The sequence below is a fragment of the Herbiconiux sp. 320_LB genome (genome assembly GCF_059691755.1).
The window spans coordinates 230760-252827 of the sequence record NZ_JCAWAD010000005.1; the positions used below are offsets into that span (position 1 = coordinate 230760).

The 22068-nt window shown below is 73.0% G+C and carries 24 protein-coding genes; 9 read left to right on the forward strand and 15 right to left on the reverse strand.

The window, feature by feature from the left end; genetic code table 11:
• Nucleotides 1–31: 31 nt before the first annotated feature.
• Nucleotides 32–574, forward strand: a complete 543-nt coding sequence (locus AC59HU_RS14585) for a hypothetical protein (protein ID WP_497224141.1) — start codon at nucleotides 32–34, stop codon at nucleotides 572–574.
• Nucleotides 575–674: 100 nt separating this feature from the next.
• On the opposite strand, the gene AC59HU_RS14590 is transcribed toward AC59HU_RS14585, so the two are convergent.
• Both AC59HU_RS14590 and AC59HU_RS14595 read right to left on the reverse strand, forming a co-directional pair.
• Entirely contained in the window at nucleotides 675–1022 is a 348-nt protein-coding gene (locus AC59HU_RS14590; protein ID WP_497224142.1) for a hypothetical protein, read from the reverse strand.
• 22 nt (nucleotides 1023–1044) lie between these two features.
• A complete protein-coding gene (locus AC59HU_RS14595) occupies nucleotides 1045–2220 on the reverse strand; it encodes a zinc-dependent alcohol dehydrogenase (RefSeq protein WP_497224143.1) in 1176 nt (391 codons plus the stop codon).
• Nucleotides 2221–2348: 128 nt separating this feature from the next.
• Between AC59HU_RS14595 and AC59HU_RS14600 the strand changes: the two genes are divergently transcribed.
• On the forward strand, nucleotides 2349–2639 hold the full coding sequence (locus AC59HU_RS14600) for a hypothetical protein (protein WP_497224144.1): 291 nt from the start codon (nucleotides 2349–2351) through the stop codon (nucleotides 2637–2639).
• A 36-nt stretch (nucleotides 2640–2675) separates the two neighbouring features.
• Here AC59HU_RS14600 and AC59HU_RS14605 read toward each other — a convergent pair whose 3' ends face one another.
• From AC59HU_RS14605 to AC59HU_RS14615, 3 genes are read right to left on the reverse strand one after another with little or no spacing between them, the layout of a single operon-like run.
• Entirely contained in the window at nucleotides 2676–3479 is an 804-nt protein-coding gene (locus tag AC59HU_RS14605; protein ID WP_497224145.1) for a glycosyltransferase family 2 protein, read from the reverse strand.
• Entirely contained in the window at nucleotides 3476–5023 is a 1548-nt protein-coding gene (locus AC59HU_RS14610; RefSeq protein WP_497224146.1) for a PIG-L family deacetylase, read from the reverse strand. The genes AC59HU_RS14605 and AC59HU_RS14610 overlap by 4 nt, the downstream gene beginning before the upstream one ends.
• Complete coding sequence (locus AC59HU_RS14615) at nucleotides 5020–6375, reverse strand: acyl-CoA dehydrogenase family protein (RefSeq protein WP_497224147.1); 1356 nt, start codon at nucleotides 6373–6375, stop codon at nucleotides 5020–5022. The genes AC59HU_RS14610 and AC59HU_RS14615 overlap by 4 nt, the downstream gene beginning before the upstream one ends.
• A 297-nt stretch (nucleotides 6376–6672) precedes the next feature.
• On the opposite strand from AC59HU_RS14615, the gene AC59HU_RS14620 reads away from it, so the two are divergent.
• On the forward strand, nucleotides 6673–7191 hold the full coding sequence (locus AC59HU_RS14620) for a gamma-glutamylcyclotransferase family protein (RefSeq protein WP_497224148.1): 519 nt from the start codon (nucleotides 6673–6675) through the stop codon (nucleotides 7189–7191).
• 147 nt (nucleotides 7192–7338) lie between these two features.
• On the opposite strand, the gene AC59HU_RS14625 is transcribed toward AC59HU_RS14620, so the two are convergent.
• Both AC59HU_RS14625 and AC59HU_RS14630 read right to left on the reverse strand, forming a co-directional pair.
• Nucleotides 7339–8034: a hypothetical protein gene (locus AC59HU_RS14625; RefSeq protein WP_497224149.1), complete on the reverse strand. Its 696-nt coding sequence runs from the start codon at nucleotides 8032–8034 to the stop codon at nucleotides 7339–7341.
• Nucleotides 8031–8612 carry a helix-turn-helix domain-containing protein gene (locus AC59HU_RS14630; RefSeq protein ID WP_497224150.1) on the reverse strand — a complete coding sequence of 194 codons (582 nt, stop codon included), beginning with the start codon at nucleotides 8610–8612 and terminating at the stop codon, nucleotides 8031–8033. Before AC59HU_RS14630 ends, AC59HU_RS14625 begins: the two co-directional genes overlap by 4 nt.
• Before the next feature lie 57 nt (nucleotides 8613–8669).
• Here AC59HU_RS14630 and AC59HU_RS14635 point away from each other — a divergent pair, with 57 nt between their 5' ends.
• Nucleotides 8670–9677, forward strand: a complete 1008-nt coding sequence (locus AC59HU_RS14635) for an NAD(P)/FAD-dependent oxidoreductase (protein WP_497224151.1) — start codon at nucleotides 8670–8672, stop codon at nucleotides 9675–9677.
• Between the two features lie 50 nt (nucleotides 9678–9727).
• On the opposite strand, the gene AC59HU_RS14640 is transcribed toward AC59HU_RS14635, so the two are convergent.
• Nucleotides 9728–10552 (reverse strand): SDR family oxidoreductase, encoded by an 825-nt coding sequence (locus AC59HU_RS14640; RefSeq protein WP_497224152.1) that lies wholly within the window; start codon nucleotides 10550–10552, stop codon nucleotides 9728–9730.
• A gap of 68 nt (nucleotides 10553–10620) precedes the next feature.
• Between AC59HU_RS14640 and AC59HU_RS14645 the strand changes: the two genes are divergently transcribed.
• On the forward strand, nucleotides 10621–11661 hold the full coding sequence (locus tag AC59HU_RS14645; RefSeq protein WP_497224153.1) for an LLM class flavin-dependent oxidoreductase: 1041 nt from the start codon (nucleotides 10621–10623) through the stop codon (nucleotides 11659–11661).
• A 71-nt stretch (nucleotides 11662–11732) separates the two neighbouring features.
• Nucleotides 11733–12935, forward strand: coding sequence for a multidrug effflux MFS transporter (locus AC59HU_RS14650; RefSeq protein WP_497224154.1), 1203 nt, complete (start codon nucleotides 11733–11735; stop codon nucleotides 12933–12935).
• A 96-nt stretch (nucleotides 12936–13031) separates the two neighbouring features.
• On the opposite strand, the gene AC59HU_RS14655 is transcribed toward AC59HU_RS14650, so the two are convergent.
• From AC59HU_RS14655 to AC59HU_RS14680, 6 genes are all read right to left on the reverse strand, one after another.
• Nucleotides 13032–13907, reverse strand: coding sequence for an alpha/beta fold hydrolase (locus tag AC59HU_RS14655; RefSeq protein WP_497224155.1), 876 nt, complete (start codon nucleotides 13905–13907; stop codon nucleotides 13032–13034).
• 38 nt (nucleotides 13908–13945) lie between these two features.
• Nucleotides 13946–14797, reverse strand: coding sequence for a PPK2 family polyphosphate kinase (locus AC59HU_RS14660; RefSeq protein WP_497224156.1), 852 nt, complete (start codon nucleotides 14795–14797; stop codon nucleotides 13946–13948).
• Between the two features lie 96 nt (nucleotides 14798–14893).
• The gene (locus tag AC59HU_RS14665) at nucleotides 14894–15358 is read right to left on the reverse strand and encodes a GNAT family N-acetyltransferase (RefSeq protein ID WP_497224157.1); all 465 of its coding nucleotides are present in this window, start codon (nucleotides 15356–15358) and stop codon (nucleotides 14894–14896) included.
• 51 nt (nucleotides 15359–15409) lie between these two features.
• Complete coding sequence (locus tag AC59HU_RS14670) at nucleotides 15410–16384, reverse strand: FHA domain-containing protein (protein ID WP_497224158.1); 975 nt, start codon at nucleotides 16382–16384, stop codon at nucleotides 15410–15412.
• Nucleotides 16385–16397: 13 nt separating this feature from the next.
• Nucleotides 16398–16670: a hypothetical protein gene (locus tag AC59HU_RS14675; protein WP_497224159.1), complete on the reverse strand. Its 273-nt coding sequence runs from the start codon at nucleotides 16668–16670 to the stop codon at nucleotides 16398–16400.
• A gap of 149 nt (nucleotides 16671–16819) precedes the next feature.
• Complete coding sequence (locus tag AC59HU_RS14680) at nucleotides 16820–18250, reverse strand: amidohydrolase family protein (RefSeq protein WP_497224160.1); 1431 nt, start codon at nucleotides 18248–18250, stop codon at nucleotides 16820–16822.
• 91 nt (nucleotides 18251–18341) lie between these two features.
• Here AC59HU_RS14680 and AC59HU_RS14685 point away from each other — a divergent pair, with 91 nt between their 5' ends.
• From AC59HU_RS14685 to AC59HU_RS14695, 3 genes are all read left to right on the forward strand, one after another.
• Entirely contained in the window at nucleotides 18342–18953 is a 612-nt protein-coding gene (locus AC59HU_RS14685) for a histidine phosphatase family protein (protein WP_497224161.1), read from the forward strand.
• A 54-nt stretch (nucleotides 18954–19007) separates the two neighbouring features.
• Nucleotides 19008–20207, forward strand: coding sequence for an acyl-CoA dehydrogenase family protein (locus tag AC59HU_RS14690; RefSeq protein WP_497224162.1), 1200 nt, complete (start codon nucleotides 19008–19010; stop codon nucleotides 20205–20207).
• 62 nt (nucleotides 20208–20269) lie between these two features.
• The gene (locus AC59HU_RS14695; protein ID WP_497224163.1) at nucleotides 20270–21379 is read left to right on the forward strand and encodes a VIT1/CCC1 transporter family protein; all 1110 of its coding nucleotides are present in this window, start codon (nucleotides 20270–20272) and stop codon (nucleotides 21377–21379) included.
• A 62-nt stretch (nucleotides 21380–21441) separates the two neighbouring features.
• Here the strand turns inward: AC59HU_RS14695 and AC59HU_RS14700 are convergent, their stop codons facing one another.
• On the reverse strand, nucleotides 21442–22017 hold the full coding sequence (locus tag AC59HU_RS14700; protein ID WP_497224164.1) for a 1,2-dihydroxy-3-keto-5-methylthiopentene dioxygenase: 576 nt from the start codon (nucleotides 22015–22017) through the stop codon (nucleotides 21442–21444).
• Between the last annotated feature and the right edge of the window lie 51 nt (nucleotides 22018–22068).

Consider the following 22068-nt stretch of genomic DNA (forward strand, 5'->3'; position numbering starts at 1 on the left):
GTATGAGGAAAGACCGGTCGAAGGGATCCCCATGAGCCAGCCGCAGCAGTACCCGCCCCAGCAGCCGTACGGTCAGCAGCCCCAGGGTCAGCAGTCCTACGGCCAGCAGCCTCAGGGTCAGCAGTCATACGGGCAGCAGCCTCAGGGTCAGCAGTCATACGGGCAGCAGCCGTACGGGCAGGCTCCTTACGGCCAGCAGCCGAGCTACGGGCAGCCCTCGGGATACCCCGGTGCCCAGTCCGACGCCGGGGCCGGCTCCGCTTCCGAGCGCAACCCACTCGGCCTCGCCGCGCTGATCGTCGGAGCGATCCCCTCCGTGCTGGGGATCGTCTTCCTGCTCGCGCAGGCGGCCGTCTTCCGCACCGGCGAGCCGTCCGTGCTCGGTGCGTTGAGCAGCCTGAACGCGGTGCTCTCGGCCATCCTCGGCATCGCGGCCGTCGTGCTCGGCGCCGTCGCCCTGACCCGGCGCGGGCGCTCGAAGACCCTGGCCGCCGCGGGCCTCGCGCTCGGCGCCGCGACGCTGGTCGAGGTGCTCAGCGGGCTGGTCTATTCGGCGGCACTCGGCGCGTTCTGATCAGCACCCGGGGCGGCCTGCCGCATCCGGCCGTCAGCCGCGCTCGGAGGCCATCAGCCGCCCCGAAGCCGGATGCCGCGGCACCCGCGGCATCCCGAACTCAGTCGGCGTCGATCTGGTCGAGGAGCTTCTTCGCCGCCTTCGCGATGTCGTCGTGCCCGAACTGGGCCGCCCGGCTCTCGAGCGCGATCACCCCGCCGCGCCTGACCTTCGTGAAGTCGCCATAGGGAAAGCTGTAGCGACCCTTGGTCTCCTCGGACTTCTCCGAGTCGACCCCGAGGTGCCACTTCGCGTACTCGCCCCAGCCGTGCTCCTGGATGAAGGCGTTCTCCTGCTCGGCGGTCGGGGCGGCCTCGCTCCAGTCGTCGCGGTCATCCCGCACGACCTTCCCCGCCTCGATCAGCTCACGGGCGTGGCCGACCGCGGTCGTGTTCAGCTTCTCGGACATCCGGTTCTCCCCTCGGATCGGGTCAGGGCTTGAGGACGACCTTGATGCAGCCGTCCTCCTTCTTCTTGAAGACGTCGTACATCCGGGCCGCGTCCTCCAGCGGCACCTCGTGGGTCACCAGGTCGTCGATGCCCAGCGGGTCGGCCGGGTCCTCCGCCAGGGGCAGCAGGTCGTCGAGCCACCGGTGCACGTTGCACTGGCCCATCTTCAGCGTGATGCCCTTGTCGAAGATGGTCATGAAGGGCACCGGGTCCGCGGCTCCCGCGTAGACACCGCTCAGCGACACCGTGCCGCCGCGCTTGACCGCGTCGAAGGCCAGCATCATCGCGGCCAGCCGGTCGACGCCGACGGTCTCGGCCGCCTTCTTCGCCAGCGCATCCGGCAGCAGCCCGGTGGCGAACTGGCCGAACGCGGCGACCGGGTTGCCGTGCGCCTCCATGCCCACCGCATCCACCACCGCGTCGGGGCCGCGGCCGTCGGTGGCCTCGCGCAGCCGGTCGACGACGTCGTCGGTGAGGTCGAAGGTCTCGATGCCGTGGCGCTCGGCCATCGCCCGGCGCTCGGGCACCGGGTCGACGGCGATCACGCGGTGACCGAGGTGCTTGCCGATGCGCGAGGCGAACTGGCCGACGGGGCCCAGGCCCAGCACCGCGAGCACGCCGCCCTCGGGCAGGTCGCAGTACTGCACGCCCTGCCAGGCGGTCGGCAGGATGTCGGAGAGGAAGAGATAGCGCTCGTCGGGCAGCTCGGTGCCGACCTTCAGCGCGTTGAAGTCGGCGAAGGGCACCCGGAGCCGTTCGGCCTGGCCGCCGGGCACGGAGCCGTAGAGCTCGGTGTAGCCGTAGAGCGAGGCGCCGGTGCCGGACTTCTTGTTCTGCGTGGTCTCGCACTGGGTGGTGAGGCCCTTCTGGCACATGTAGCAGTAGCCGCACGCGATCACGAAGGGGATGACGACGCGGTCGCCGACCGAGAGCGACGTGACGCCGGATCCCACCTCTTCGACGATGCCCATCGGCTCGTGGCCGAGCACGTCGCCCTTGTCGAGGAAGGGCCCGAGCACGTCGTACAGGTGCAGGTCGGAACCGCAGATCGCGGTGGAGGTGACGCGGATGATCGCATCCGTCGCATCCTGCAGCACCGGATCGGGTACTTCGTCGACGCGGACCTTCATCGTGCCTTGCCAGGTGAGTGCTTTCATACCTCCGGCCTACGCTGATCCACGGATAGCGCAACCCCCTGTGCCGGATTCACGGCGCACCGTGCGGGGGCGGTCGCTCGGTCGCATGCTGGAGGGGACATCCGCAGTTCCGACGAAGGAGACGAACCATGGCCCTCGAAGCCGACGACCTCGTGCTGCCGCACCGCGGCCTGGAGTACACCCTCAGCGGAGGCGCCCCCGAGTGGGCGATCGGGCGCGACGGTGTGCTGTTCGGGTACCTGGTGATCCGCTCGGTGGCCGGCGAGGAGGGCGAGCCGGTGTACACGACCCGACTGCCCGACGGCACGATCGGCAACGTCGAGGGCAGCGACTGGGAGCAGATCGTGAAGGCGCTGCTGAACGCGGTGGATCCGGCGATTCCGGATGCGAGTTCCGGGTCGTCGATGGCGACGCCGTAGCGGAACGGGGCGGTTCGCTGGGGGCGCCTCCGCGGCTCAGGTGGGGATCGGGCCGTCGACCAGGTTGCTCAGGTAGCCCGCGAAGCCGCCAGGCGTGCGACCGGTGAGCCGCGACGAGGTGACGACGACCGAGTCGGGCACGTCGGCGATCACCGGCACCTCGGGGGTCGTAGCTGTCCGGGCCTGGTCATCCGGGGCCGCCGCATCCCAGGCCGTCGCATCCCGGGCCGGCGCATGCTGGGCTGCCGCATCCCGGGCCGCCATCGTCTCGATCGCGCGCACCAGCGCCACGTCCTCCCCGTCGCGGAGGGGCGGGAAGCCGCCCGCCGCGAGGTAGGCGTCGGCGCGCACGCCGAGGTTCGCGCCGTAGACGTGACGCGATCCGCGCTCATGGGCGTGCCGCCACGACTCGAGCACCGAGCGCGGCGCGCCGTCGTCGGCGGGCTCGACGGCGCCGAGAGCCACGAGCGCGCCGGTCTTCGCGGCCTCGTAGTGGTCGAGCAGCCACGGGCGGGGCACGAGGCTGTCGCCGTCGGTGCTGCAGATCCAGTGCTCGCCGGGGTTCTCGACCTCTTCGAGCACCCGGGCGAATCCGGCGGCGCGGGCGCGGCCGACGTTCTGCACGTCGATCTCGATCACGTCGATCAGGTCGTCGGCCGCGTACCGAAGGGCGATCTCGCGCGAACCGTCGGTGCAGTGATCGAGCACCACGACGACCCGGCTGCAGATCGGGGCGTGGCGCTGGAGGGCGCGGCGGCTGGCGAGCACGGCCTCGAGGGTCGCTTCGAGGCGCTGCTCCTCGTCGCGGACCGGGATGACGACGTCGACGGCGGCGATCATACGATCCCCTCGCGCCGGGCGACCGAGACGGCGGGGCGGGGCACGAGCACCTCGAGCACGAAGTCCTCCTCCTCGTGCCGCACGAGCCGCTCGAACTCGGGGCGGGCGGCGAAGCGCGCGTGCACGCCGTCGCCGGAGAACGGGCGCCCGTCGACCGGATGCCGCCAGTGGCAGAGCACGAAGGCGCCGGTGGGCGGGATGGTCGCGGCGACGCGGTCGGCGAGCAGGTCGAGCTCGGCGGGGTCGAGGTAGTAGCCGAGTTCGGAGAGCACCACGAGATCGAACGGGCCGTCCGGCCACTCGGCGGGCACGTGCATCCGCTCGAAGCGGGCCTGGGGGAGGTCGGCGTTGTGCGCGCGGGCCCGTTCGAGGGCGCGCTCGGAGACGTCGACGCCGAGGAAGCGGTCGCGGGCCCGCCGTGCCAGCTCGCGCGAGAGCACGCCGGTCGAGCAGCCGAGCTCGAGAACGGATGCGTAGTCGCGGTCGGGCAGCGAGGCCAGCAGCACGGCGCGCTTGCGCTCTTCGTACCACCGGGTCTCGAAGCCCCAGGGGTCGTCGGTGCGGGTGTGGAGCTGCTCGAACCACGCGTCGAGGGCGGTGGGGTCGGTGGTGGCCGGGCCGGTGGTGGCGGCGGCCGGGTCGGACGTGACGGCGGCCGGGTCGGCGGTGGCGGCCGGGCCGGACGTGGCGGCAGGGTCGGAGGTGGCGGCCGGGGCCGCGGTGGCGGGGTCGGGGTCGGGATCGAGTCGCCCGGGGTCGGTCGCGAAGAAGATCTCGTGCGGGCGGCGGAAGTGGGCGAGCATGCGGTCGTGCAGCAGCACCTCGTCGCCGGGGAGTCCGCTGAGCGGTTCGACCTGGGTGACGTGCAGCGCGAGAGCCCGCTCTTTGGCGGTGAGGGCGGCTTCGCCCAGCGGCACGACGGCGGCGTCGGCCCACGGCAGGTCGGCTTCGGTTCCCCAGTGCCATCCCCACACCGGGTACCCCCAGACGAGCGCCGCGCTCGGGGTCGCGGCGTCTGCGGCCGCGGTCATGGCTGCGGTCGCGGCGGTGGCGTGGTCGGGGTGGCGGTCGTCCGCCCACGGGGCGACCACGAGGGTGGTGTCGGGGGCGGCGCCCGAGGGCGCGCCGATCGCGTCCGCGATCGCGACGCGGAGGGTCTCGAGGTGGGCGGGTTCGCTGAGCCGCCCGTCCGGGATCCGCAGGAACAGCACCTGCGCCCCCGGGTCGAGCACCCCCACCGCGGCGAGGGTCTCGGCCTCGCGCAGGTGGGCGAGGCGGTCGGGCGGGTGCGTCGACGACTCCGGATGCGAGGCCTCGCCCGAGGTCGCCACGATCACGCTGGTGCGCACGCCCGAGGCGTAGGCCGTGGCGAGCAGGCCGCCGGCGCCGAGCGTCTCGTCATCCGGATGCGCCGACACGACCACGAGGTGCGCGAGCCCGGCGAAGAACGCGGAGTCGATGTCCCGCAGCTCCCCCCGCCGCCGATCGATCGCATCGGCCCAGTAGGACTCGGATGTGCCGTCGTCGTGGTGCCGGAACGTCATCGCGCCTCCCCCTCGGCATGGATGTCGGGGTCGCGGAGGGAGGCCACGACCAGGCGGCCGAGGCGGGCCTCGTCGCGCGCGCCGTGATCCTGGAGGAGGTAGAGCTCGAGGTCGGCGACCCGCGCGGCGTAGGCGGGGTCGGTGGCGAGCGGTGTGGGTCCGAGGGCGTGGGCGGCCTCGCGCAGCACGGTCTCGGCCGACTGCCGCACCACGGTGCGCGTGACCTGGGCGAGCAGCGCGGCTGCGGCCCGCCGCCTCTCCTCGTCGCCCGCTCTCACGGATGCCGGGGCCGTTGCAGCGTCGGTCGCCTCAGGAGCGGCGCCTTCATGCGCGTTCGTCGCGGGGTCGGCCCCATCATTCGCGGGGCCTCGAGGCGCTGTCGATTCAGGCGCGGGCGCCGCGGTGTCGGGCGCTACGGGGGCGGCCACCGCTCGGGCAGCCTGCGCCAGGACGGCTCGGGCCGCCGTGAGCGCGGCCTCGGCGCGACCGGCATGGAGCGCCGTGAGGTCGTCGCCCTTGCGCGCGGCCGCCGCGAGGATGCTCCGCTGCACCCCGAGCGCCCCACCGAACCAGCAGGCGGCGACGCCGATCCCGCCCCATTCGAAGCCTGCGCGCTCGAGGTACCAGCCGCTCTCCCCGACCGGAACCGCCCGCACCCGGTCGAAGTCGGCGGGGCCGCTCGGCACGTGCGGGAACCCGCGCGCCACCCAGGCCTCGTCGTGCGCGGTGACCCCCGCATCCCCGAGCGCCACCGCGAAAAGCCGTCGGTCGCCGTCGACGTGCGCGGTCACCAACGCGTGGCTCAGCCGGCCGGCGAGCGAGCACCAGGGCTTGGTGCCGTCGAGGAGCCAGCCCCGTTCATCCGGAACCGCGGTCAGCCTGACCCCCGGCCCCTCGGCCGCGAAGACGCCCCAGGTGCTCTCGGCGTCGGCGCCGATCGCGGCCAGGTCGATCGGGTCGGGGCACTCGTCGAGGATGGCGAGGGCGTCGAGGTGGGGTTCGACGATGCGGGCGACGGTGACGTCGGCCGAGCCGAGGGTGGCGAGGGTCTCGAGGTACCCGGCCATGCCGGTCGCGGGCCGGGGCGCCGTCGCACCCACCCGCCGTGCGAGGTCGAGCGCCCGCTCGACGACGTCGCCGCCCACCGACAAAGCCCCGTCGACCGCGCGAGCAGTGTCGGGTCCGTCCGCCCGGTCAGCCGAGTCCGCCCCGCGTAACGCGTCGGTCGCGTGCGCCGAATCGGAACGTCCACCGGGGGCATCGGCGGGGGCGCCGGCCGCCACGGCGGCCTCGAAGAGGGCGGCGAGCGCAGGATCGTCGCGCCCGTCGAGGGTCACAGCCGCGCGTTCCATCGTCACCATCCACTCTCGTTCCGGCCGCTCGGCGAGCGGTCGGGGTCGTGGACGAACGAGCCCTCGGTGGTCGGCCGCGCCCAGCGCACCCGCCGACCCCGGCGACCGGCCCGCCCAGACACTTCGTTCCGGAACGGTCGCCCTCCACCCAACTCCCCCGCCCGAAGCCTCCCAACCCCTTGACAGGCGATGCCCATCCGGCCAACCCGCAAGCGCCGGCGGGATGCGTCACCGGGGTGCGGCTGCGGGGTGCGCCCGAGGGGTGCGCCTGCGGGGTCGGCTCCCTAGGCTGAGGCGATGACCGATCCGGCCGAGGTGCTCCTGTTCTCCTACGGAACCCTGCGTCAGCCCGAGGTGCAGCTCGCGACCTTCGGGCGGCTGCTCGAGGGGCGCGAGGCGGCGGTGCCGGGGTTCCGGCTCGAGTGGCTGACCATCACCGACCCCGCCGTGATCGCCACGAGCGGCAGTGACCTGCACCCCGTCCTGATTCCGCTCGCCGAACCTGCCGCCGACCCGGATGCGGAGACCGGCGCGGCGACGGATGCGGTGCTCGGCGCGGTGACGGATGCGGGCACCGGCGCGGTGACGGATGCAGGGACCGGCGCGGCGACGGATGCAGGGACCGGCGCGGCGACGGATGCTGGGACCGGCGCGCTGACAGGCGCAGTGACCGGCACCGTCTTCCGCATCACGGCGGCCGAGCTCGACGCCGCCGACGAGTACGAGGTCGACGACTACGTGCGCGTGAGCGTGCGCCTCGACACCGGTGAGGATGCGTGGGTCTACGTCTTCGCCGGCGACGGCGACCCCGCCTGATCCCGCGCCGCCCCCCGCCTCTGCGGCCACAGTGACAGCGGCGTCGGCCAGGCGCAGCGCGTCAGGGAAGACGCAGCGGGCCAAGGCAAACGCGGCAGGCCACGCACCGCAGGTCAGACCTGGCCAGGCCAAGCCGGCCCTACCGGCTCAGGACGGACGGATGGTCGTCGTGACATCGACGATGCTGGGCTCGACGGGCGCCGAACCGAACCCGAAGCGCACGGGCGGGTCGAGCGGGGCGAAGGCTCCGAGGTCGACGCCGTCGAGGGTCGCGGAGGCCCAGGCGATCCGGCGCACGACGGTGACGCCGTAGAACTCGCGGCGTCCGGCCCCGGCGGTGCCCGCGGTGCGCACCCCGGCCATCACCCGCCGCGCGATCGGATCGATCGCCGACAACCACACCGGCGAGGTCGCGACCGGCGCGGGCACCGCCCTCAGCAGCCGCCCCAACCCCGACACCTCCCCCACCTGGATGCGCACACGCAGCATCCCCTCGCTCGCACCGGCGACGGCACCCGGCCCGACACCGACGACCCCCGGCCCGGCATCGACGGCGAGTCCGCCCGCGACACCGCGGAGCCGCACCGGCACGACCCGCACCTCGTCGAAGCGGTAGGTGGAGGCGATGAAGTCGGCGACCTCGGGCGTGGGGGCGAGCAGGGTGCGGTGACCCGACGCATCCTCGACCATCAGATCGGCGAACGATCCGAACGGCGACCGGCGCCACATCCCGACCACGATCCGCGTTCCCGAGGCCGTGCCGAAGCCGGCGATCCGGCCCGAGAACCGCACCGAGCGCCCCAGCAGTTCGCCCGCGCCCGCGGCACCCGCACCCCCGCTCACCGCCCGACCCTCCGGCCCGGCTCGGTCTGCGCCCGCACGTGGATCCGCTCCCCGTCGCGACTGAAGATCGCCATCAGCTCCACCGGATCGTCGTCGGCATTGCCCAGCCAGTGCGGGATGCGGGTGGCGAACTCCGCCGCCTCGCCCGGCTTCAGCACGAGATCGTGATCGCCGAGCAGCAGCCGCAGCCGACCGCTCATCACGTACAGCCACTCGAACCCGTCGTGCGTGCGCTGCACCGGCTCCTCGCCGACCGGCGAGATAACCATCCGCACGGTCTGCATCGGCGAGTTCTCCTTCGACAGCAGCTGCATCTCGCGCCCGGGCCGGTGGCTCGACCGCGACCGGATCCGCGGGTCGGGCACCACGTCGGCCACCAGTTCGTCGAGCGTGATCTCCAGCGCCGCCGTCAGCGGGATGAGCAGCTCGAGGTTCGGCTGCCGCTTCCCCGCCTCGAGGCGCGAGATCGTGCTGGCCGAGATGCCGGTCTCGGCGGCGAGCGCCGCGAGCGTGACCCCCCGCGAGCTGCGTGCGGCGCGGAGGCGGGCGCCGATCCGCGCCCCTTGCGAGTCGTCCATCTTGCCATTCCAGCACACTGCTTTGCAGATCGGAACCCCCGCCGCGAGGCTTGACCCATGGACGAGACCCCGCAGACCCAGCAGACCCCGCACGACACCCCGACCCCCCAGACCCCGCTGCCCGACTCCACCTGGGACGTGGTCGTGGTCGGCGGCGGCGCAGCCGGCCTCAACGCCGCCCTCGTGCTCGCTCGCGCCCGCCGCTCGGTGCTGGTGATCGACGCCGGGCTCCCCCGCAACCGCTTCGCCGCCCACATGCACGGCTTCCTCACCCGCGACGGGTTCTCGCCGAAAGACCTGCTCGAGCTGGGTCGCGCCGAGGTGCTCGGCTACGGCGCCCGGATCGTCGAGGCGAGAGCGACGACGGCCTCCGGAACCGCCGGCGACTTCACGGTCGAGCTCGACGACGGCACCGCGGTGCACGCGCGCCGGCTGATCGTCGCGACCGGACTCCGCGACGTGCTCCCCGACCTGCCGGGCCTCGCCGCCCAGTGGGGCCGCGGCGCGGTGGCCTGCCCCTACTGCGACGGCTGGGAGGTGCGCGACCGCCGCATCGGCGTGCTCGCCACGGGCCCGATGAGCGTGCACCAGGCGATGCTGCTGCGCCAGTGGTCGGCCGACGTCACGGTCGTGGGCAGCGCGGTCGCCGAGTTCGACCCCGAGGTGCGGGCGGGGCTCGCCGCGCGCGGCACCCGGGTGGTCGAGACGGATGCGGCCGAGGTGCTCGAGGATGCCGACGGCGTGCTCACCGGCCTGCGACTGGTCGACGGCTCGGTGATCGAGCTCGACGCGCTCTTCGTGGGCTCCCGGCCGGCCGCGCACGACGAGCTGCTCGACCAGCTCGGTGCCGCGCGGGCGGCGGGCCCGATGGGCGAGTGGATCGACTCCGATCCCACCGGCCGCACCTCGGTGCCGGGCGTCTGGGTCGCCGGCAACTCGGCGAACCCGGGGGCGCTCGTGATCGTGGCGGCGGCCGGCGGAGTGATGGCCGCGGCCGCGATCAACGCCGACCTGGTCGCCGACGACACCCGGATCGCCCTCGCGGCGGCCCGCCCGGCCGAATAAGCCGAACCAGCCCACCCGACCGACCCGGCCGACTCGGCCGAACCCGACCGTCAGCCCTGAGCGATCTCCGACACGTCGCTCCACTTCTCCCACTCCGCGATCCGCGAGGCGTAGTCGGCCTTCGCGACCTGGATCGGCTGGGTGCCGAAGAAGACGCGCAGCGGCGGCTCCTCCGCATCCACCACCATCAGGATGGCGGCGGCCGACGCGGCGGGGTCGCCCGGGTCGGCCACCCGCGACTTGCGCGCCTCGGCGGCGGCGGCGTGCACGGCCTCGAGCTCCGGCAGCGGCTTCGCGTGCCGCGCCGAGGCCCCGCCCCAGTCGGTGCTGAAGCCGCCGGGCTCGACGAGCGTCACCTTCACCCCGAACGGCGCGACCTCCTGGGCCAGGGCCTGCGAGAAGCCCTCGAGCGCCCACTTCGAGGCGTTGTAGATGCCGATGTTCTGGAACGCCGAGATCCCGCCGATCGACGAGACCTGGATGATGTGCCCCGATCCCTGCTCTCGCAGGTAGGGCAGCGCGGCCTGGGTGATCCACAGGGCACCGAACACGTTGGTCTCGAACTGGTCGCGCACCTCGCGCTCGTCGAGCTCCTCGATGAAACCGAACTGGCCGTAACCGGCGTTGTTGACGACCACGTCGAGCCGCCCGAAGTAGTTGACCGCCTCGGTGACCGCGGCGAAGTCGGCCTCCCGATCGGTCACGTCCAGCTGCAGCGGCAGGATGCGGTCGCCGAACCGGTCGACCAGATCGGCCAGGCTCGCGGTGTCGCGGGCGGTGGCGGCCACGCTGTCCCCGCGTTCCAGGGCGGCGACCGCCCACTCCCGGCCGAAGCCGCGCGATGTCCCGGTGATGAACCAGATCTTCTGAGCCATGACGAATCCCTTCGCTCCCGCCTCCGGACTCGCGGAATATCGCGGGCCCCGCCGACGCTGAGACCAGTATGCACAAGAGCATCGGTTTCCTCAGCTTCGGCCACTGGCAGCCCGTCCCGGGGTCGCAGACCCAGACAGCCGCCGACGCCCTCCTCCAGTCGATCGACCTGGCGCAGGCCGCCGAAGACCTGGGCATCGACGGCGCCTACGTGCGGGTGCACCACTTCGCCCGGCAGCTGGCGAGCCCCTTCCCGCTGCTCGCGGCGATGGCCGCCCGCACCCGCCGCATCGAGATCGGCACGGCCGTGATCGACATGCGGTACGAGAACCCGTTCGCGATGGCCGAGAACGCGGCCTCCGCCGACCTGATCGCCGCCGGCCGCCTGCAGCTCGGCGTCAGCCGCGGCTCACCCGAGACGGCGCTGCGCGGGGCCGAGTCGTTCGGCTACCGAGCCGACGTCGAGGCCGGTGAGACGGATGCGGATCTCGCCCGACAGCACACCGAACTGTTCCGCGCCGCGATCTCCGGCGCCGGCGTCGCCGTCTCCGACCCGCGGATGACCGGGCAGTCCGTGCCGCTCGCGATCCAGCCGCAGTCGCCGGGTCTCGCCGACCGCATCTGGTGGGGTTCTGGCACCCGTCAGACCGCCGTCTGGGCGGCCGAGCAGGGCATGAACCTGCAGAGCTCGACCCTGCTGAGCGAAGACACGGGGGTGCCGTTCGGCGACCTCCAGGCCGAGCAGATCGCGCTCTACCGCGAGGCCTGGAAGGCAGCTGGCCACGACCGCGAGCCACGGGTGAGCGTCAGCCGCAGCATCATCCCGCTCGTCTCCGACCTCGACCGCGCCTACTTCGGTGGCCGCTCCTCAGACGCGGCCGATCAGGTCGCGACGCTCGAGGGCGTCACCGCGCGCTTCGGCAAGAGCTACACGGGCGAACCGGATGCGATCGCCGAGGAGCTGCGCAATGACGCGGCCGTGCAGGCGGCCGACACGGTGCTGCTCACCGTGCCGAACCAGCTCGGCGTCGACTACAACGCCGCCCTGCTCGAGAACATCGCCCGCCACGTCGCGCCGGCCTGGGGCTGGAGCCCGCTCACGGTGCACTGACCCGAATAGGGGCCCCCGCCCGCGAATCCCCCTGGATACACTGACGCCGGGGCAAGAGCGAGGGGGGTTCCGTGCGGGTACCGGACAGGCGTCTGCTCGTCGCGATCCTGCTGGGCGTGATCCCGCTCAGCCAGGTGCCGATCGACATCTACACGCCCGCGATCCCCGAGATGATCCGGGAGTTCGGCACCAGCGCGACACTCGTGCAGAACTCGGTCTCGGCCTACGTGCTGGGCATGGCGATCGGTCTGCTCCCGGTCGGCATCATCGCCGACTCGCGCGGCCGCAAGCCCACCCTCCTGGTCTGCCTCGGCATCCTGGTGCTGGCGAGTCTCGGCATCGCCGCCACCACCGACATCGCCGTGCTGCTCGTCCTCCGTTTCGTGCAGGGCCTCGGCGGCTGCGCCTGCATGGTCCTGATCTACGCGATCGCCGCCGACACCTCCCGAGGCTCGAAGCTGACCAGCCTCTCCGGCTGGCTCGGCGCCTCCTGGGGGCTCGCGCCGGTTCTCGCCCCCGCGGTCGGCGGCCTGCTCGTGCAGTACCTCTCGTGGCGCGGCATCTTCGTGCTGATCGCCGTGCTCGCGGCCGTGGCCACGCTGGTCGTCTGGCGGCTCCTGCCCGAGACGCTCGACCCCGCGAAGGCCGAGCCCATTCGACCCAGGGCGATCGCCGCGGTGCTCGGCGCGACCCTCCGGCGGCGCCTGTTCCTCGGCCTGACGCTGGTCTTCGCGGTGTTCGCGAGCGCGCAGCTGCTCTTCGGCGTGGTCGCTCCGCTGCTCTACGAGACGGCGCTGGGGCTCCCGCCCGCCGCCTACGGGATCATCGCGCTGCTCGTCGGTGCCGCGAACCTCGGCGGCGAACTCGCCACGGGGTCGCTCGCGACGCGCATCCCGGCCCGCACCCTCGGCGTCGCGGCACTGGCCTCGTTCACCGTCGGCGCGGTCGTGCTGACGGTGAGCGGTCTCGCGCTCGGCGCTCACCTCGTGCTCATCACGGTCGGCGGGATGTTCGTGATGCTCGGCTGCGGCGCCCTCTGCCCGCTGGCCTACGGTCTCGCCCTGGGCCTGTTCGAGCGCAACCTCGGTCTGATCGGCGGGCTGACCAGCGCGGTCTGCTACCTGTTCGTCGCCGTGACGATGGGTGCCGCCGCGGTGCTGCCCGACGACACGCAGGCACCGCTCGGGCTCATCTACCTCGGCTGCGCGGTGGCCGGGGGCGTGCTGCTCCTGGCCTGCGTGCGGCGCCCGGCGCGTGCCCTCAGCGCGTCCTGACGGCGTCGGACGTATCGGACGTGGCGGACGTGGCGGACGCGTCGGACGTGGCGGACGTGTCGGGCGTGTCGGGCGTGTCGGGCAGGTCGCCGTCGCTCAGCGCTCGGTGAAGGTGTCGAGCACGTCACCGCCGCGGCTGATCTGGATGAAGTGCCCGTCCTCCGGATACCGCCGCAGCCGCGCCGACGGAAGCCGCCGGAGGAAGGTCTCGGCCCAGGCGGCCGGCACCATCCGGTCGGCTCCGCCCTGGTGCACGACCACGGGCACCGGAACCTGCTCGGGCGTGAAGCCCCACGGCCCCACGAACGCCAGGTACTGGTCGACGGCTCCGCGTGCGTCGCGCAGCCCCGCCACGACGGTGCGCGAGAACCAGTCGGCGCGGCCCTCGATCACGGCGGCGTCGCGGGGGTCGAGGGCTCCGGCGGAGATCCGGGCGGCCATCCGGGGCAGCACCCGGGTGAAGACGCGCGTGGCCGCGAAGCCCGCACGGGCGACCACGGGTGCCCGCTCGGAGAGCCGGCCCAGCCGCTGATCGGTGCGGTTCAGCTCGGCGAAGGTCGTCGGGTCGTCCAGCGGCAGCGCGCCCGCGACGAGTGCGATCGCGGTGACCCGAGACGGATGCACGTGACCGATCGCGAGCGCGTACTGCCCACCCTCCGACCAGCCCATCACCCCGAACCTGTCGACGGAGAAGCCCGTCGAACCCAAGTGATCGAGCAGGAGCACGAGGTCGTTGCGGGCCCAACGGAGCATGGTGTGACCCGGGTTCCGCGAGGTGCCGCCGACCCCCGGCCGGTCGGGCGAGACGATCGCGAGGCCGCGCGCGCGGGCCGCGTCGTCGGAGAGCTCGGCATCCAGACCGCTCATCATGCCGCCGTGGCAGTTCACGACCACGAAGCCGTCGGGGTCGCCGTAGACGCGGTAGGCCAGCGTGCGTCCGTCCGGGAGCGAGAGGGTCTGCAGGGTGCCCACGAGTGCACCCTACTCTCCGCTCCGGGGTGTTCCCGGTGTCAGCCTGCGAGCAGCCGGGCCCGCTGCTCCTCGACGTCGTACTGCGCCGCCGGCCACTCGAGCTCGAGCGACCGGAGCGCCTCCTCGAGCAGCTGCTGCACGGCGAGCGCGGAGTACCACTTGTGGTCGGCGGGCACGACGTACCAGGGGGCGTGCGAGGTGTTCGTCGCCGGGAGCGCCGCCTCGTAGGCGTCCTGGAACAGCGGCCAGAGCGCGCGGTCGTCGACGTCGCCGGTCGAGAATTTCCAGTGCTTGTCCGACCGGTCGAGCCGGCGCAGCAGGCGCTTGCGCTGCTCGTCCTTCCCTAGGTGCAGGAAGACCTTGACCACGACCGTGCCCGCGTCGACGAGCCGCTGCTCGAAGGCGTTGATCTCCTCGTACCGCTGCAGCAGCTCCTCCGAGCCGATGGTTCGGTGCACGCGCGGCACGAGCACGTCCTCGTAGTGCGAGCGGTCGAAGATCCCGATCATCCCGGGCCCGGGCACCTGCTTCTCGACCCGCCAGAGAAACGGATGCGCGAGCTCCTCCTCGGTCGGCTTCTTGAAGGCGTGATGCGTCAGGCCCTGCGGGTCCATCGCGCCGGCGACGCGCTTGACGACGCCGCCCTTGCCGGCCGTGTCCATGCCCTGCAGCACGAGCAGCACCGAGCGGGTGCCGCCGGCCGTGCTGGCGGCGAAGAGCATCTCCTGCAGGGTGGAGAGCGAGCGGGCGGTGGCGTCGAAGAGACCCTCGCCGGCGGTCTTGTCGGCGGCGCCCTTGGTCGCGCCGGTGTCGCGCCCGGCGAGATCGAGCGCGGTGCCCGGGTCGCCGAGCCGGAGGCGGTCGCTCCACGTGCGGGTGTGCTTGGTCATCGGGGTCTCCTTGGGTGCGGCTTCGCGGGTCGGAGCGGATGGGCGGGTCGGAGCGGATGGGCGGGTCGGCGCGGGTGGCGGGTCAGGCGGCGCGGCTCACAGCGGCTTCGCCATGTTCTGCGAGGTCACCTGGTATCCGAGCGACTCGTACAGCCCCCGGGCGATCGTGTTGTGCCCGAAGACGTTGAGCCCGAGCTTCTCGGCCCCGCGCGCCTTGGCCTCGGCTTCCGCCAGCACCATCGCCCCGCGCCCGAAGCCCTTGCCGCGGTGCTCCGGGCGGATCTCGATGTCGAAGACCCACCACTCGCCGGCCCGGGATTCCGGGAGCGGCCCGATCCAGAGCGACCCCACCGGGGTCTCGTCGTCGAGCACATCGAAGATCTGCTGTCCCTCGGCCGGCCGGCCGCCCGGGAAGTACTGGGCGTTCGACTCGGCCACCCGCTCGTCGGCGTAGGCCTCGGAGTCGCCGGAGTCGATCCGCTCCTGCCGGTACCCGGCGTTGCTGGCCGCGATGAACTCGGCGAGCGCGTCGTCGCCCATCGCCACCAGCCTCAGCGTCATGCAGCCCAGGATAGTGCGGGGGCGCGACCGGCGCGCGGCCGCGCCCCCGCCTCAGCTCGGGTCGTCGCTCGCCCGGCGCCGGGCCCCCGGCGGCACCGGGCGCGGCGCCTGACGCTTCTGCACCGACAGCTCGCCCCCGAGCCGCCCTCCGTAGGGCCGCCCGTGGTCGGCGAACTCCTCGCGGAAGTACGCCAGCTTCCAGTCGCCGAGGTCGATCCGCGCCCCGGTGCGCAGCACCCGGCCCCGGGGCCGGGACCGGGCCCGGGCTTGGGCCTGGCCGGAAGAGCGACCGGTTCCCGCATCCGTCGCCCCCGCTCGCGCGCCGGCGGTGCGACCGTCGGCCACACCGAGCATCCCGGTGTCGACCCCGCCGCCGGTGGGCTCGATGTCGTAGAGCACGTACTCGTCGTCCTCCGTGTGCCTGATCTCGGCGTGCAGGTCGGCGAGCCCCGGCAGCTGCAGATCGGCGTCCGGCCCCGAGCCGATGGTGGTCCGCCCGGGCAGGAGGTCGAACTCCCGGGGTGGCCGGCCGTCCCACGGCCCGGAGCCGATCACGAAGATCAACCGCGGGCGCCCGGAGCCCGGGGTGTAGTGGGTCGTGGTCACCCTCCGCCGCACCACGCGGGCGACGGTCGGCGTGAGCGGGAACGGTGTCGCGGGCGGAGCCGGGATGCTCAGCTCCGCCGACTGCGCCCGACTCCGCCGGAGCATCGGCCAGACCGCCGCGGGCGAACCGAGCCGGATGTGCGGCGAGCCCGAGACCAGCCGCCGGAACCCGGTGGCCCTGACCGCCCCGAAGCGCACGACCGAGCCGGCCGGCCCGTCGAGCGAGACGATCACGCCGCGACGGGCGAGCGCCGCCGCGAGCACGCGGAGGTCGGCGAGCGAGCGCCGGCCGCCGGGCAGCCGGGCAGGGTCGGAGACCTCGATGTGGATCTCGGGCCCCGCCGCGGTCATCCGGCCGGTGAAGTCCGGGCTGCCGGGCACCGCCGCCGAGAAGGCCAGGTCGATGTCGAAACGCACCATGGCGGCACGCGCCTCAGCTGCGGCGGAGCGGATCGGAACCGGGGGCCAGGTCGTCGCTCGTGGTGACGCGCAGCGTGCCGTCGATCTTCCAGGTCGCCCGGGGGGCGTCGGGCCCGATGTCCCGGGGCACCTCGACGGTCATGTCGACGAAGGTGTAGTTGACGGCCGCGCCACGACCGGTCAGGTACGACCACATCTCGCGGCCGAGGTCGGTCCAGTCGGCGATGGATCGCCCCTCGGGCCCGCTGGCCGAGGCGAATGGATCGGTGGTGGTGGTCTCGGACATCTCAGTTCCCTCCGCTGCGGGCGGGGCCCGGCCGGAACTGTCGCCGGCGGTGCACCGTGTCGCGTCCATGAGCGCGCTGTTGCGCTCTGCTGCTCACCGTAGCCCCGCGGATGCGCCCCCACCAGAGCGCCGGATCAGCACCCGGCGTACTACCAGGCGAGCCGTTCGGTGCTGCGCTCGGCGACCCGCGACGCGACCTCGCGCACCCGCGAGTGCAGCTCGATCGACGCACGCGCGGCGAGCGGATGCGTGCTGACGCCCTTCTCCGAGACCAGCTCGCCTCCTGAGTAGACCCGGACCAGATTCCGCAGGCCGCAGGCGAAGGCGTAGTGCGCGTAGACGTCCCAGACCGGACCGGTGTCGGGCGTCAGCGGATCCACCACCAGGAAGTCGGCGTGCTTGCCGACCTCCAGCGACCCGACGCGGGCGGCGACCTCGGGGCCCAGCGCCTCGGCCGAGCCGAGGGTGTGCATCCGGATCATGTCGTACGGCATCACGATCGAGGCGTCCTGGTTCACCGCGCGCTGGGTGTAGGCGCCGATCCGGAGGTTCTGGAACGGGTCGGAGACATCGGTGCACGACTGGTCGTCGAGCCCGACGCCGATCGGCATGCCCAGGGCGCGGTAGGCCGGGATGTCGGCGACGCCGGAGCCCAGCCGCCCGTTCGAGGTCGGCTGCCAGACCATGCCGGCGCCCTTCTGGGCCGCGGTGCGGCTCATGTAGCTGTCGGGATGCACGAAGTGGCCGAACAGGAACCCCGGCCGCAGCGCCCCCGCCTCCTCGTACCACCGGAACTTCTCGCGCTGCTGGTCGAGCGCCTCGCCGGTCTCGAGGAAGTGGGCCTGGTTGCCGATGCCGTGCGCATCCATCGCCCGCACCTCGTCCCGCGCGGCCTGAGGGGTGGCCGACCACTGCACCGCCCCGAAGACCGAGGCCCCGAGGTCGAGCTCCGCGGGCACCGTCGTCTTCAGATACTCGACCGCACGCCCGAAGACCTCGAAGGCCTCCTCGACCGGCTGGAACTCACTGTCGAGGCGGATGGCGTTCATCGTGCGGAGCCCGGCATCCCGGGCCGCGTCGATCTGGCGGTGCAGGTAGCCCTCGGGCCGGATCGCGAAGATCTCCCGGGTGTCGGTGTCGGCGTGATAGCTGCCGACGATCCGGGAGTCGGTGAAGTTGTAGGCCGAGGTGACCCCGTTGCCGAGGAAGTCGAGGCAGCCGTGCAGGGTGAACCAGTAGATGTCCTCCTCGTCGGCCCCGGAGATGAAGGCGCTCTGCTCGCCCACCCACGGGTAGAGGGTGTCGCCGGGCGTCATGCCGCGCATCCCCGAGGTGAAGAGGTGGCTGTGCGCCGAGATGAAGCCCGGGGCGACGAAGGCGCCGCCCACGTCGAGCACCTCGCCGGAGCCGATCGCGGCCGAACCGGCGGCCCGCGCCCCGATCCCGCCGGCGTCGGTCGGGGGCTCGCCCTCGCCCATCGCCTCGATCAGACCGTCGTCGCCGACGGCGAGCCAGCCCCGGAACCAGTCGACCCCGTCGGCCATCGGGAGGATCACGGCGTTCACCACGAGCAGCGTCATGCCGCCATCATCACTCCTGCACATTGCGGTCAGGTTTCCACAGTTTGCCCGGCGCGTTTAACCCGTCCGCGCGGCCGATATTCTGGATGCCATGACCCGTCCCCCGCAGATCGTGCTCGTCCGCCACGGTGAGACGGAGTGGAGCCTCAGCGGCCAGCACACCGGCCGCACCGACATCCCGCTCACCTCCCGCGGCGAGGAGCAGGCTGCCCAGGTCGGGAAGGTGCTCGCGGGTCGCTCCTTCGGGCTCGTGCTCTCCAGCCCCCGGGTGCGTGCGCGCCACACGGCCGAGATCGCCGGCTTCGGCGATCAGGTGCAGGTGGATGCGGGCCTCGCGGAGTGGGACTACGGAGCCTACGAGGGCCTCACCAGCCCGCAGATCGCCGAGGCCTACGGCGACGACTGGAACCTGTGGCGCGACGGCATCGAGCCCGACGAGGCGGGGCGCGGCGAGCAGGCGGCCGACCTCCTGGCCCGCAACACCGCGATAATCCATCGCGCCCGCGCGACCCTGAACGGCGGAGAAGACGTGCTGCTGTTCTCGCACGGCCACTTCCTGCGCACCTTCTCGGCCACCTGGCTCGGCCTGCCGATCGCGGCCGGCGAACTGCTCGTGCTCGACACCGCCTCGATCAGCGTGCTCGGCTTCGAGCACGGCAATCAGGTGCTCCGGTCGTGGAACCGGACGCCCTGGACCGAGTGACCCGAGGCCGTACGTTCTGAAACCGTTCTGAATCCGTCCCGAAGGAGCAGCAGCGTGACCCAGCCCGCCGTGATCACCGAGCGCGCCGCCGCGATCGACGCCCTGGCCGGTCTCGCCGACGACATCGCCCGCGTGGCCGTCGCCCGCGACAAGGAGGGCACCGCGCCCTTCGCCGAGGTCGCCGCGCTCCGGGCCACCGGTATCCTGCCCGCCCTGGTCGACCGCGGCTTCGGCGGCGGCGGCCTCGACTGGCACACCGTGTTCGAGGGGCTGCGGCCGATCATCCGCGCCGACGCCGGGCTCGGCCACGTCTTCGCCTACCACTTCGTCAACTCCTGGCGACTGCAGCTCAACGAGTACCAGCCGCGCATCGACGACCTCCAGCGCGAGCTGGCGGCGCGCCACCTGTTCTGGGGCGGCGCGGGCAATCCGCGCGACGCCGGGCTCGAGCTCACCCCGGTCGCCGGCGGCGGCTTCACCGTCTCGGGCCGCAAGTTCTTCGCCACTGGCGCCCAGGTGGCCGACCGGGTCACCGCCTCGGGCACGCGGGTCGACACGGGCGAGAAGCTCGCGATCGTGATCGACGCGACCCAGCCCGGGGTCGTGCACCACGACGACTGGGCGAACATCGGGCAGCGGCTCTCGGCGTCGGGTTCGGTATCGTTCGACGCCGCCGCCGTGCCCGAGGAGCACGTGCTCGGCTACGGCGAGCAGTCGGGGCCGAAGTACAAGCCGTACTCCTCGCTGTCGATCCTGCAGTTCCAGCTCGCGCTCGACCACCTGCACGTCGGCCTCGCCGAGGGCGCGCTCGAGGCGGCCTCGGCCTACGTCGGCAGCACGACGAAGCCCTGGTCGACCAGCGGGGTGGCGCGCGCGGTCGACGACCCGTACATCCGCGAGCTGATCGGCGAGCTCACCGCGGCGACCCGCGCGGCGGATGCGCTGACCTGGCGCGCCACCGACGCGCTCGTCGCGGCCGTCGACAAGCGCTGGGCGCTGACGGATGCGGAGCGCGGCGAGGTGGCGGTCGAGATCGCCGCCGCGAAGGTCGTGAGCACCCGCACGGTGCTCGACGTCACCTCGCGCCTGTTCGAGCTGACCGGCGCCCGCGCCACGGGCGAGGCCTACGGCTATGACCGGTTCTGGCGCAACGCCCGCACGATCACCCTGCACGACCCGGTGGCCTACAAGGCGCAGGAGGTGGGCGACAACGCCCTCACCGGCGGGTACCCGGAGCCCTCGGGCTACAGCTGAGCCGCATCGGCGCCGCCCGGCGGGAGGGGAGAACCCGCCCGGCGGGATGGGAGAATAGGCCCATGCAACCCACTCGCAGCGAGCTGCGCCGCTGGCGGAAGTACCTGGCCGACGAGCGGGCCGAGGCGAAGGTGTACCGCGAACTCGCGGCCCGGCGCACCGGCTCGGAGCGTGAGATCCTCCAGGCCCTGGCCGAGGCGGAGGGTCGCCACGAGACCCACTGGCTCGAGCTGCTGGGCGACGACGTCGGCACGCCGCGCCGTGCCGACATCCGCACCCGCTTCCTCGGCGTGCTCGCCCGCCGCTTCGGCTCTGTGTTCGTGCTCGCGCTCATGCAGCGCGCCGAGGCGCGCTCGCCCTACGGCACCGACGTGGATGCGACGCCCGCCATGGCCGCCGACGAGCGCATCCACGGCGAGGTGGTCCGCGGGCTCGCGGCACGGGGCCGCAGCCGGCTCTCCGGCACCTTCCGCGCCGCCGTCTTCGGCGCGAACGACGGTCTCGTCTCGAACCTGGCGCTCGTGCTCGGGATGAGCGCGACCGGCGTCTCGCACACGGTCGTGCTCGCATCGGGCGTGGCGGGCCTCCTGGCCGGCGCGCTCTCGATGGGGGCCGGGGAGTTCGTCTCGGTGCGGTCGCAGCGCGAGCTGCTCGCCGCATCCACGCCCGACCCGGACGCGCACACGGCGGTGCCGCAGCTCGACGTCGACGCCAACGAGCTCGCCCTGGTCTACCGCGCCCGCGGGATGAGCGAGGCGGAGGCGGACGCCCGTGCGGCCGACGTGTTCGGAGGCGTGTCGACGACCACCTCGGCGATCCGGATCATCCGGGCCGGGGACGCCGGCCTGACGGCGCCGGAGATCACCGGGGGCGACGGCGACGAGCACGAGGAGATCGGGACGGCCTGGCAGGCGGCGATCTCGTCGTTCTGCTTCTTCGCCTCGGGCGCGATCATCCCGGTACTGCCCTATGCGTTCGGGCTCTCGGGCGGTGTCGCGATCGCGATCGCGGCCGGCCTGGTCGGCCTGGCGCTGCTCGGCACGGGCGCGGTCGTCGGGCTGCTCTCCGGCGGCCCGCCGCTCAAGCGCGCGCTGCGGCAGCTGGCCATCGGGTTCGGCGCGGCGGCGGTGACCTACCTGCTCGGTCTGCTCTTCGGCGCGGCGATCGGCTAGGTGCTGACCGCCGCCGCCCGGACGGCCTCCGGCGCTGAGTTCGGCGCCGGCGGAGGGATCGGCTAAGCCGGAACCGACGCCAGCTCGTCGTACGTGGCGAACTTCGTCGCGACGTCGCTGCCGGTGAAGTTGCCCACCCAGCCGTCGTCGTCGTGGAAGAACCGCACCGACACGTAGTCGGGCCGCGTGCCCATGTCGAACCAGTGCGTGGTGTCCTTCGGCACGGAGAGCAGGTCGCCGGCCTCGCAGAAGACCGCGTGCACCTTGCCGTCGACGTGCAGGTAGAAGACGCCGGAGCCGCGAGCGAAGAAGCGGTCCTCGTCGTCGTCGTGCTGGTGCTCGCTGAGGAACTTCTGGCGCGCGACGGCCGAGGTCTCGCGGTACTCCTCCGTGTCCTCCGGCGTGATGGAGACCACGTCGACCAGGGTGTAGCCGTGCTCGGCGTTCACCGCGTCGATCTCGGAGCGGTAGGCGGCGAGCACCTGCTCCTGGGTCGGGTTCTCGGGCAGCTCCTGCAGCTCCCAGCGGCTGAAGCGCGCGCCGAGGCCCGCGAGCACCTCGCGGATGGTGTCGGCGTCCCGCGTCTGCAGCTCGGGGGTCGAGGGGTCGTTGTCGTTCCACACGGTCAGGAGGGTCATGTGCAACATGGTAGACCTCGACTCCTGCACAATCCTCGGCCGGCTCCGAAC

Coding starts and splice junctions, on each gene's coding strand:
- AC59HU_RS14615 (WP_497224147.1), bottom strand. CDS start 6,375: ATGGAACGCGCGGCTGTGACCCTCGACGGGCGCGACGATCCTGCGCTC.
- AC59HU_RS14605 (WP_497224145.1), bottom strand. CDS start 3,479: ATGATCGCCGCCGTCGACGTCGTCATCCCGGTCCGCGACGAGGAGCAG.
- AC59HU_RS14620 (WP_497224148.1), top strand. CDS start 6,673: ATGACCGATCCGGCCGAGGTGCTCCTGTTCTCCTACGGAACCCTGCGT.
- AC59HU_RS14685 (WP_497224161.1), top strand. CDS start 18,342: ATGACCCGTCCCCCGCAGATCGTGCTCGTCCGCCACGGTGAGACGGAG.
- AC59HU_RS14635 (WP_497224151.1), top strand. CDS start 8,670: ATGGACGAGACCCCGCAGACCCAGCAGACCCCGCACGACACCCCGACC.
- AC59HU_RS14640 (WP_497224152.1), bottom strand. CDS start 10,552: ATGGCTCAGAAGATCTGGTTCATCACCGGGACATCGCGCGGCTTCGGC.
- AC59HU_RS14610 (WP_497224146.1), bottom strand. CDS start 5,023: ATGACGTTCCGGCACCACGACGACGGCACATCCGAGTCCTACTGGGCC.
- AC59HU_RS14630 (WP_497224150.1), bottom strand. CDS start 8,612: ATGGACGACTCGCAAGGGGCGCGGATCGGCGCCCGCCTCCGCGCCGCA.
- AC59HU_RS14600 (WP_497224144.1), top strand. CDS start 2,349: ATGGCCCTCGAAGCCGACGACCTCGTGCTGCCGCACCGCGGCCTGGAG.
- AC59HU_RS14680 (WP_497224160.1), bottom strand. CDS start 18,250: ATGACGCTGCTCGTGGTGAACGCCGTGATCCTCCCGATGGCCGACGGG.
- AC59HU_RS14595 (WP_497224143.1), bottom strand. CDS start 2,220: ATGAAAGCACTCACCTGGCAAGGCACGATGAAGGTCCGCGTCGACGAA.
- AC59HU_RS14670 (WP_497224158.1), bottom strand. CDS start 16,384: ATGGTGCGTTTCGACATCGACCTGGCCTTCTCGGCGGCGGTGCCCGGC.
- AC59HU_RS14590 (WP_497224142.1), bottom strand. CDS start 1,022: ATGTCCGAGAAGCTGAACACGACCGCGGTCGGCCACGCCCGTGAGCTG.
- AC59HU_RS14675 (WP_497224159.1), bottom strand. CDS start 16,670: ATGTCCGAGACCACCACCACCGATCCATTCGCCTCGGCCAGCGGGCCC.
- AC59HU_RS14585 (WP_497224141.1), top strand. CDS start 32: ATGAGCCAGCCGCAGCAGTACCCGCCCCAGCAGCCGTACGGTCAGCAG.
- AC59HU_RS14660 (WP_497224156.1), bottom strand. CDS start 14,797: ATGACCAAGCACACCCGCACGTGGAGCGACCGCCTCCGGCTCGGCGAC.
- AC59HU_RS14695 (WP_497224163.1), top strand. CDS start 20,270: ATGCAACCCACTCGCAGCGAGCTGCGCCGCTGGCGGAAGTACCTGGCC.
- AC59HU_RS14700 (WP_497224164.1), bottom strand. CDS start 22,017: ATGACCCTCCTGACCGTGTGGAACGACAACGACCCCTCGACCCCCGAG.
- AC59HU_RS14665 (WP_497224157.1), bottom strand. CDS start 15,358: ATGACGCTGAGGCTGGTGGCGATGGGCGACGACGCGCTCGCCGAGTTC.
- AC59HU_RS14645 (WP_497224153.1), top strand. CDS start 10,621: ATGCACAAGAGCATCGGTTTCCTCAGCTTCGGCCACTGGCAGCCCGTC.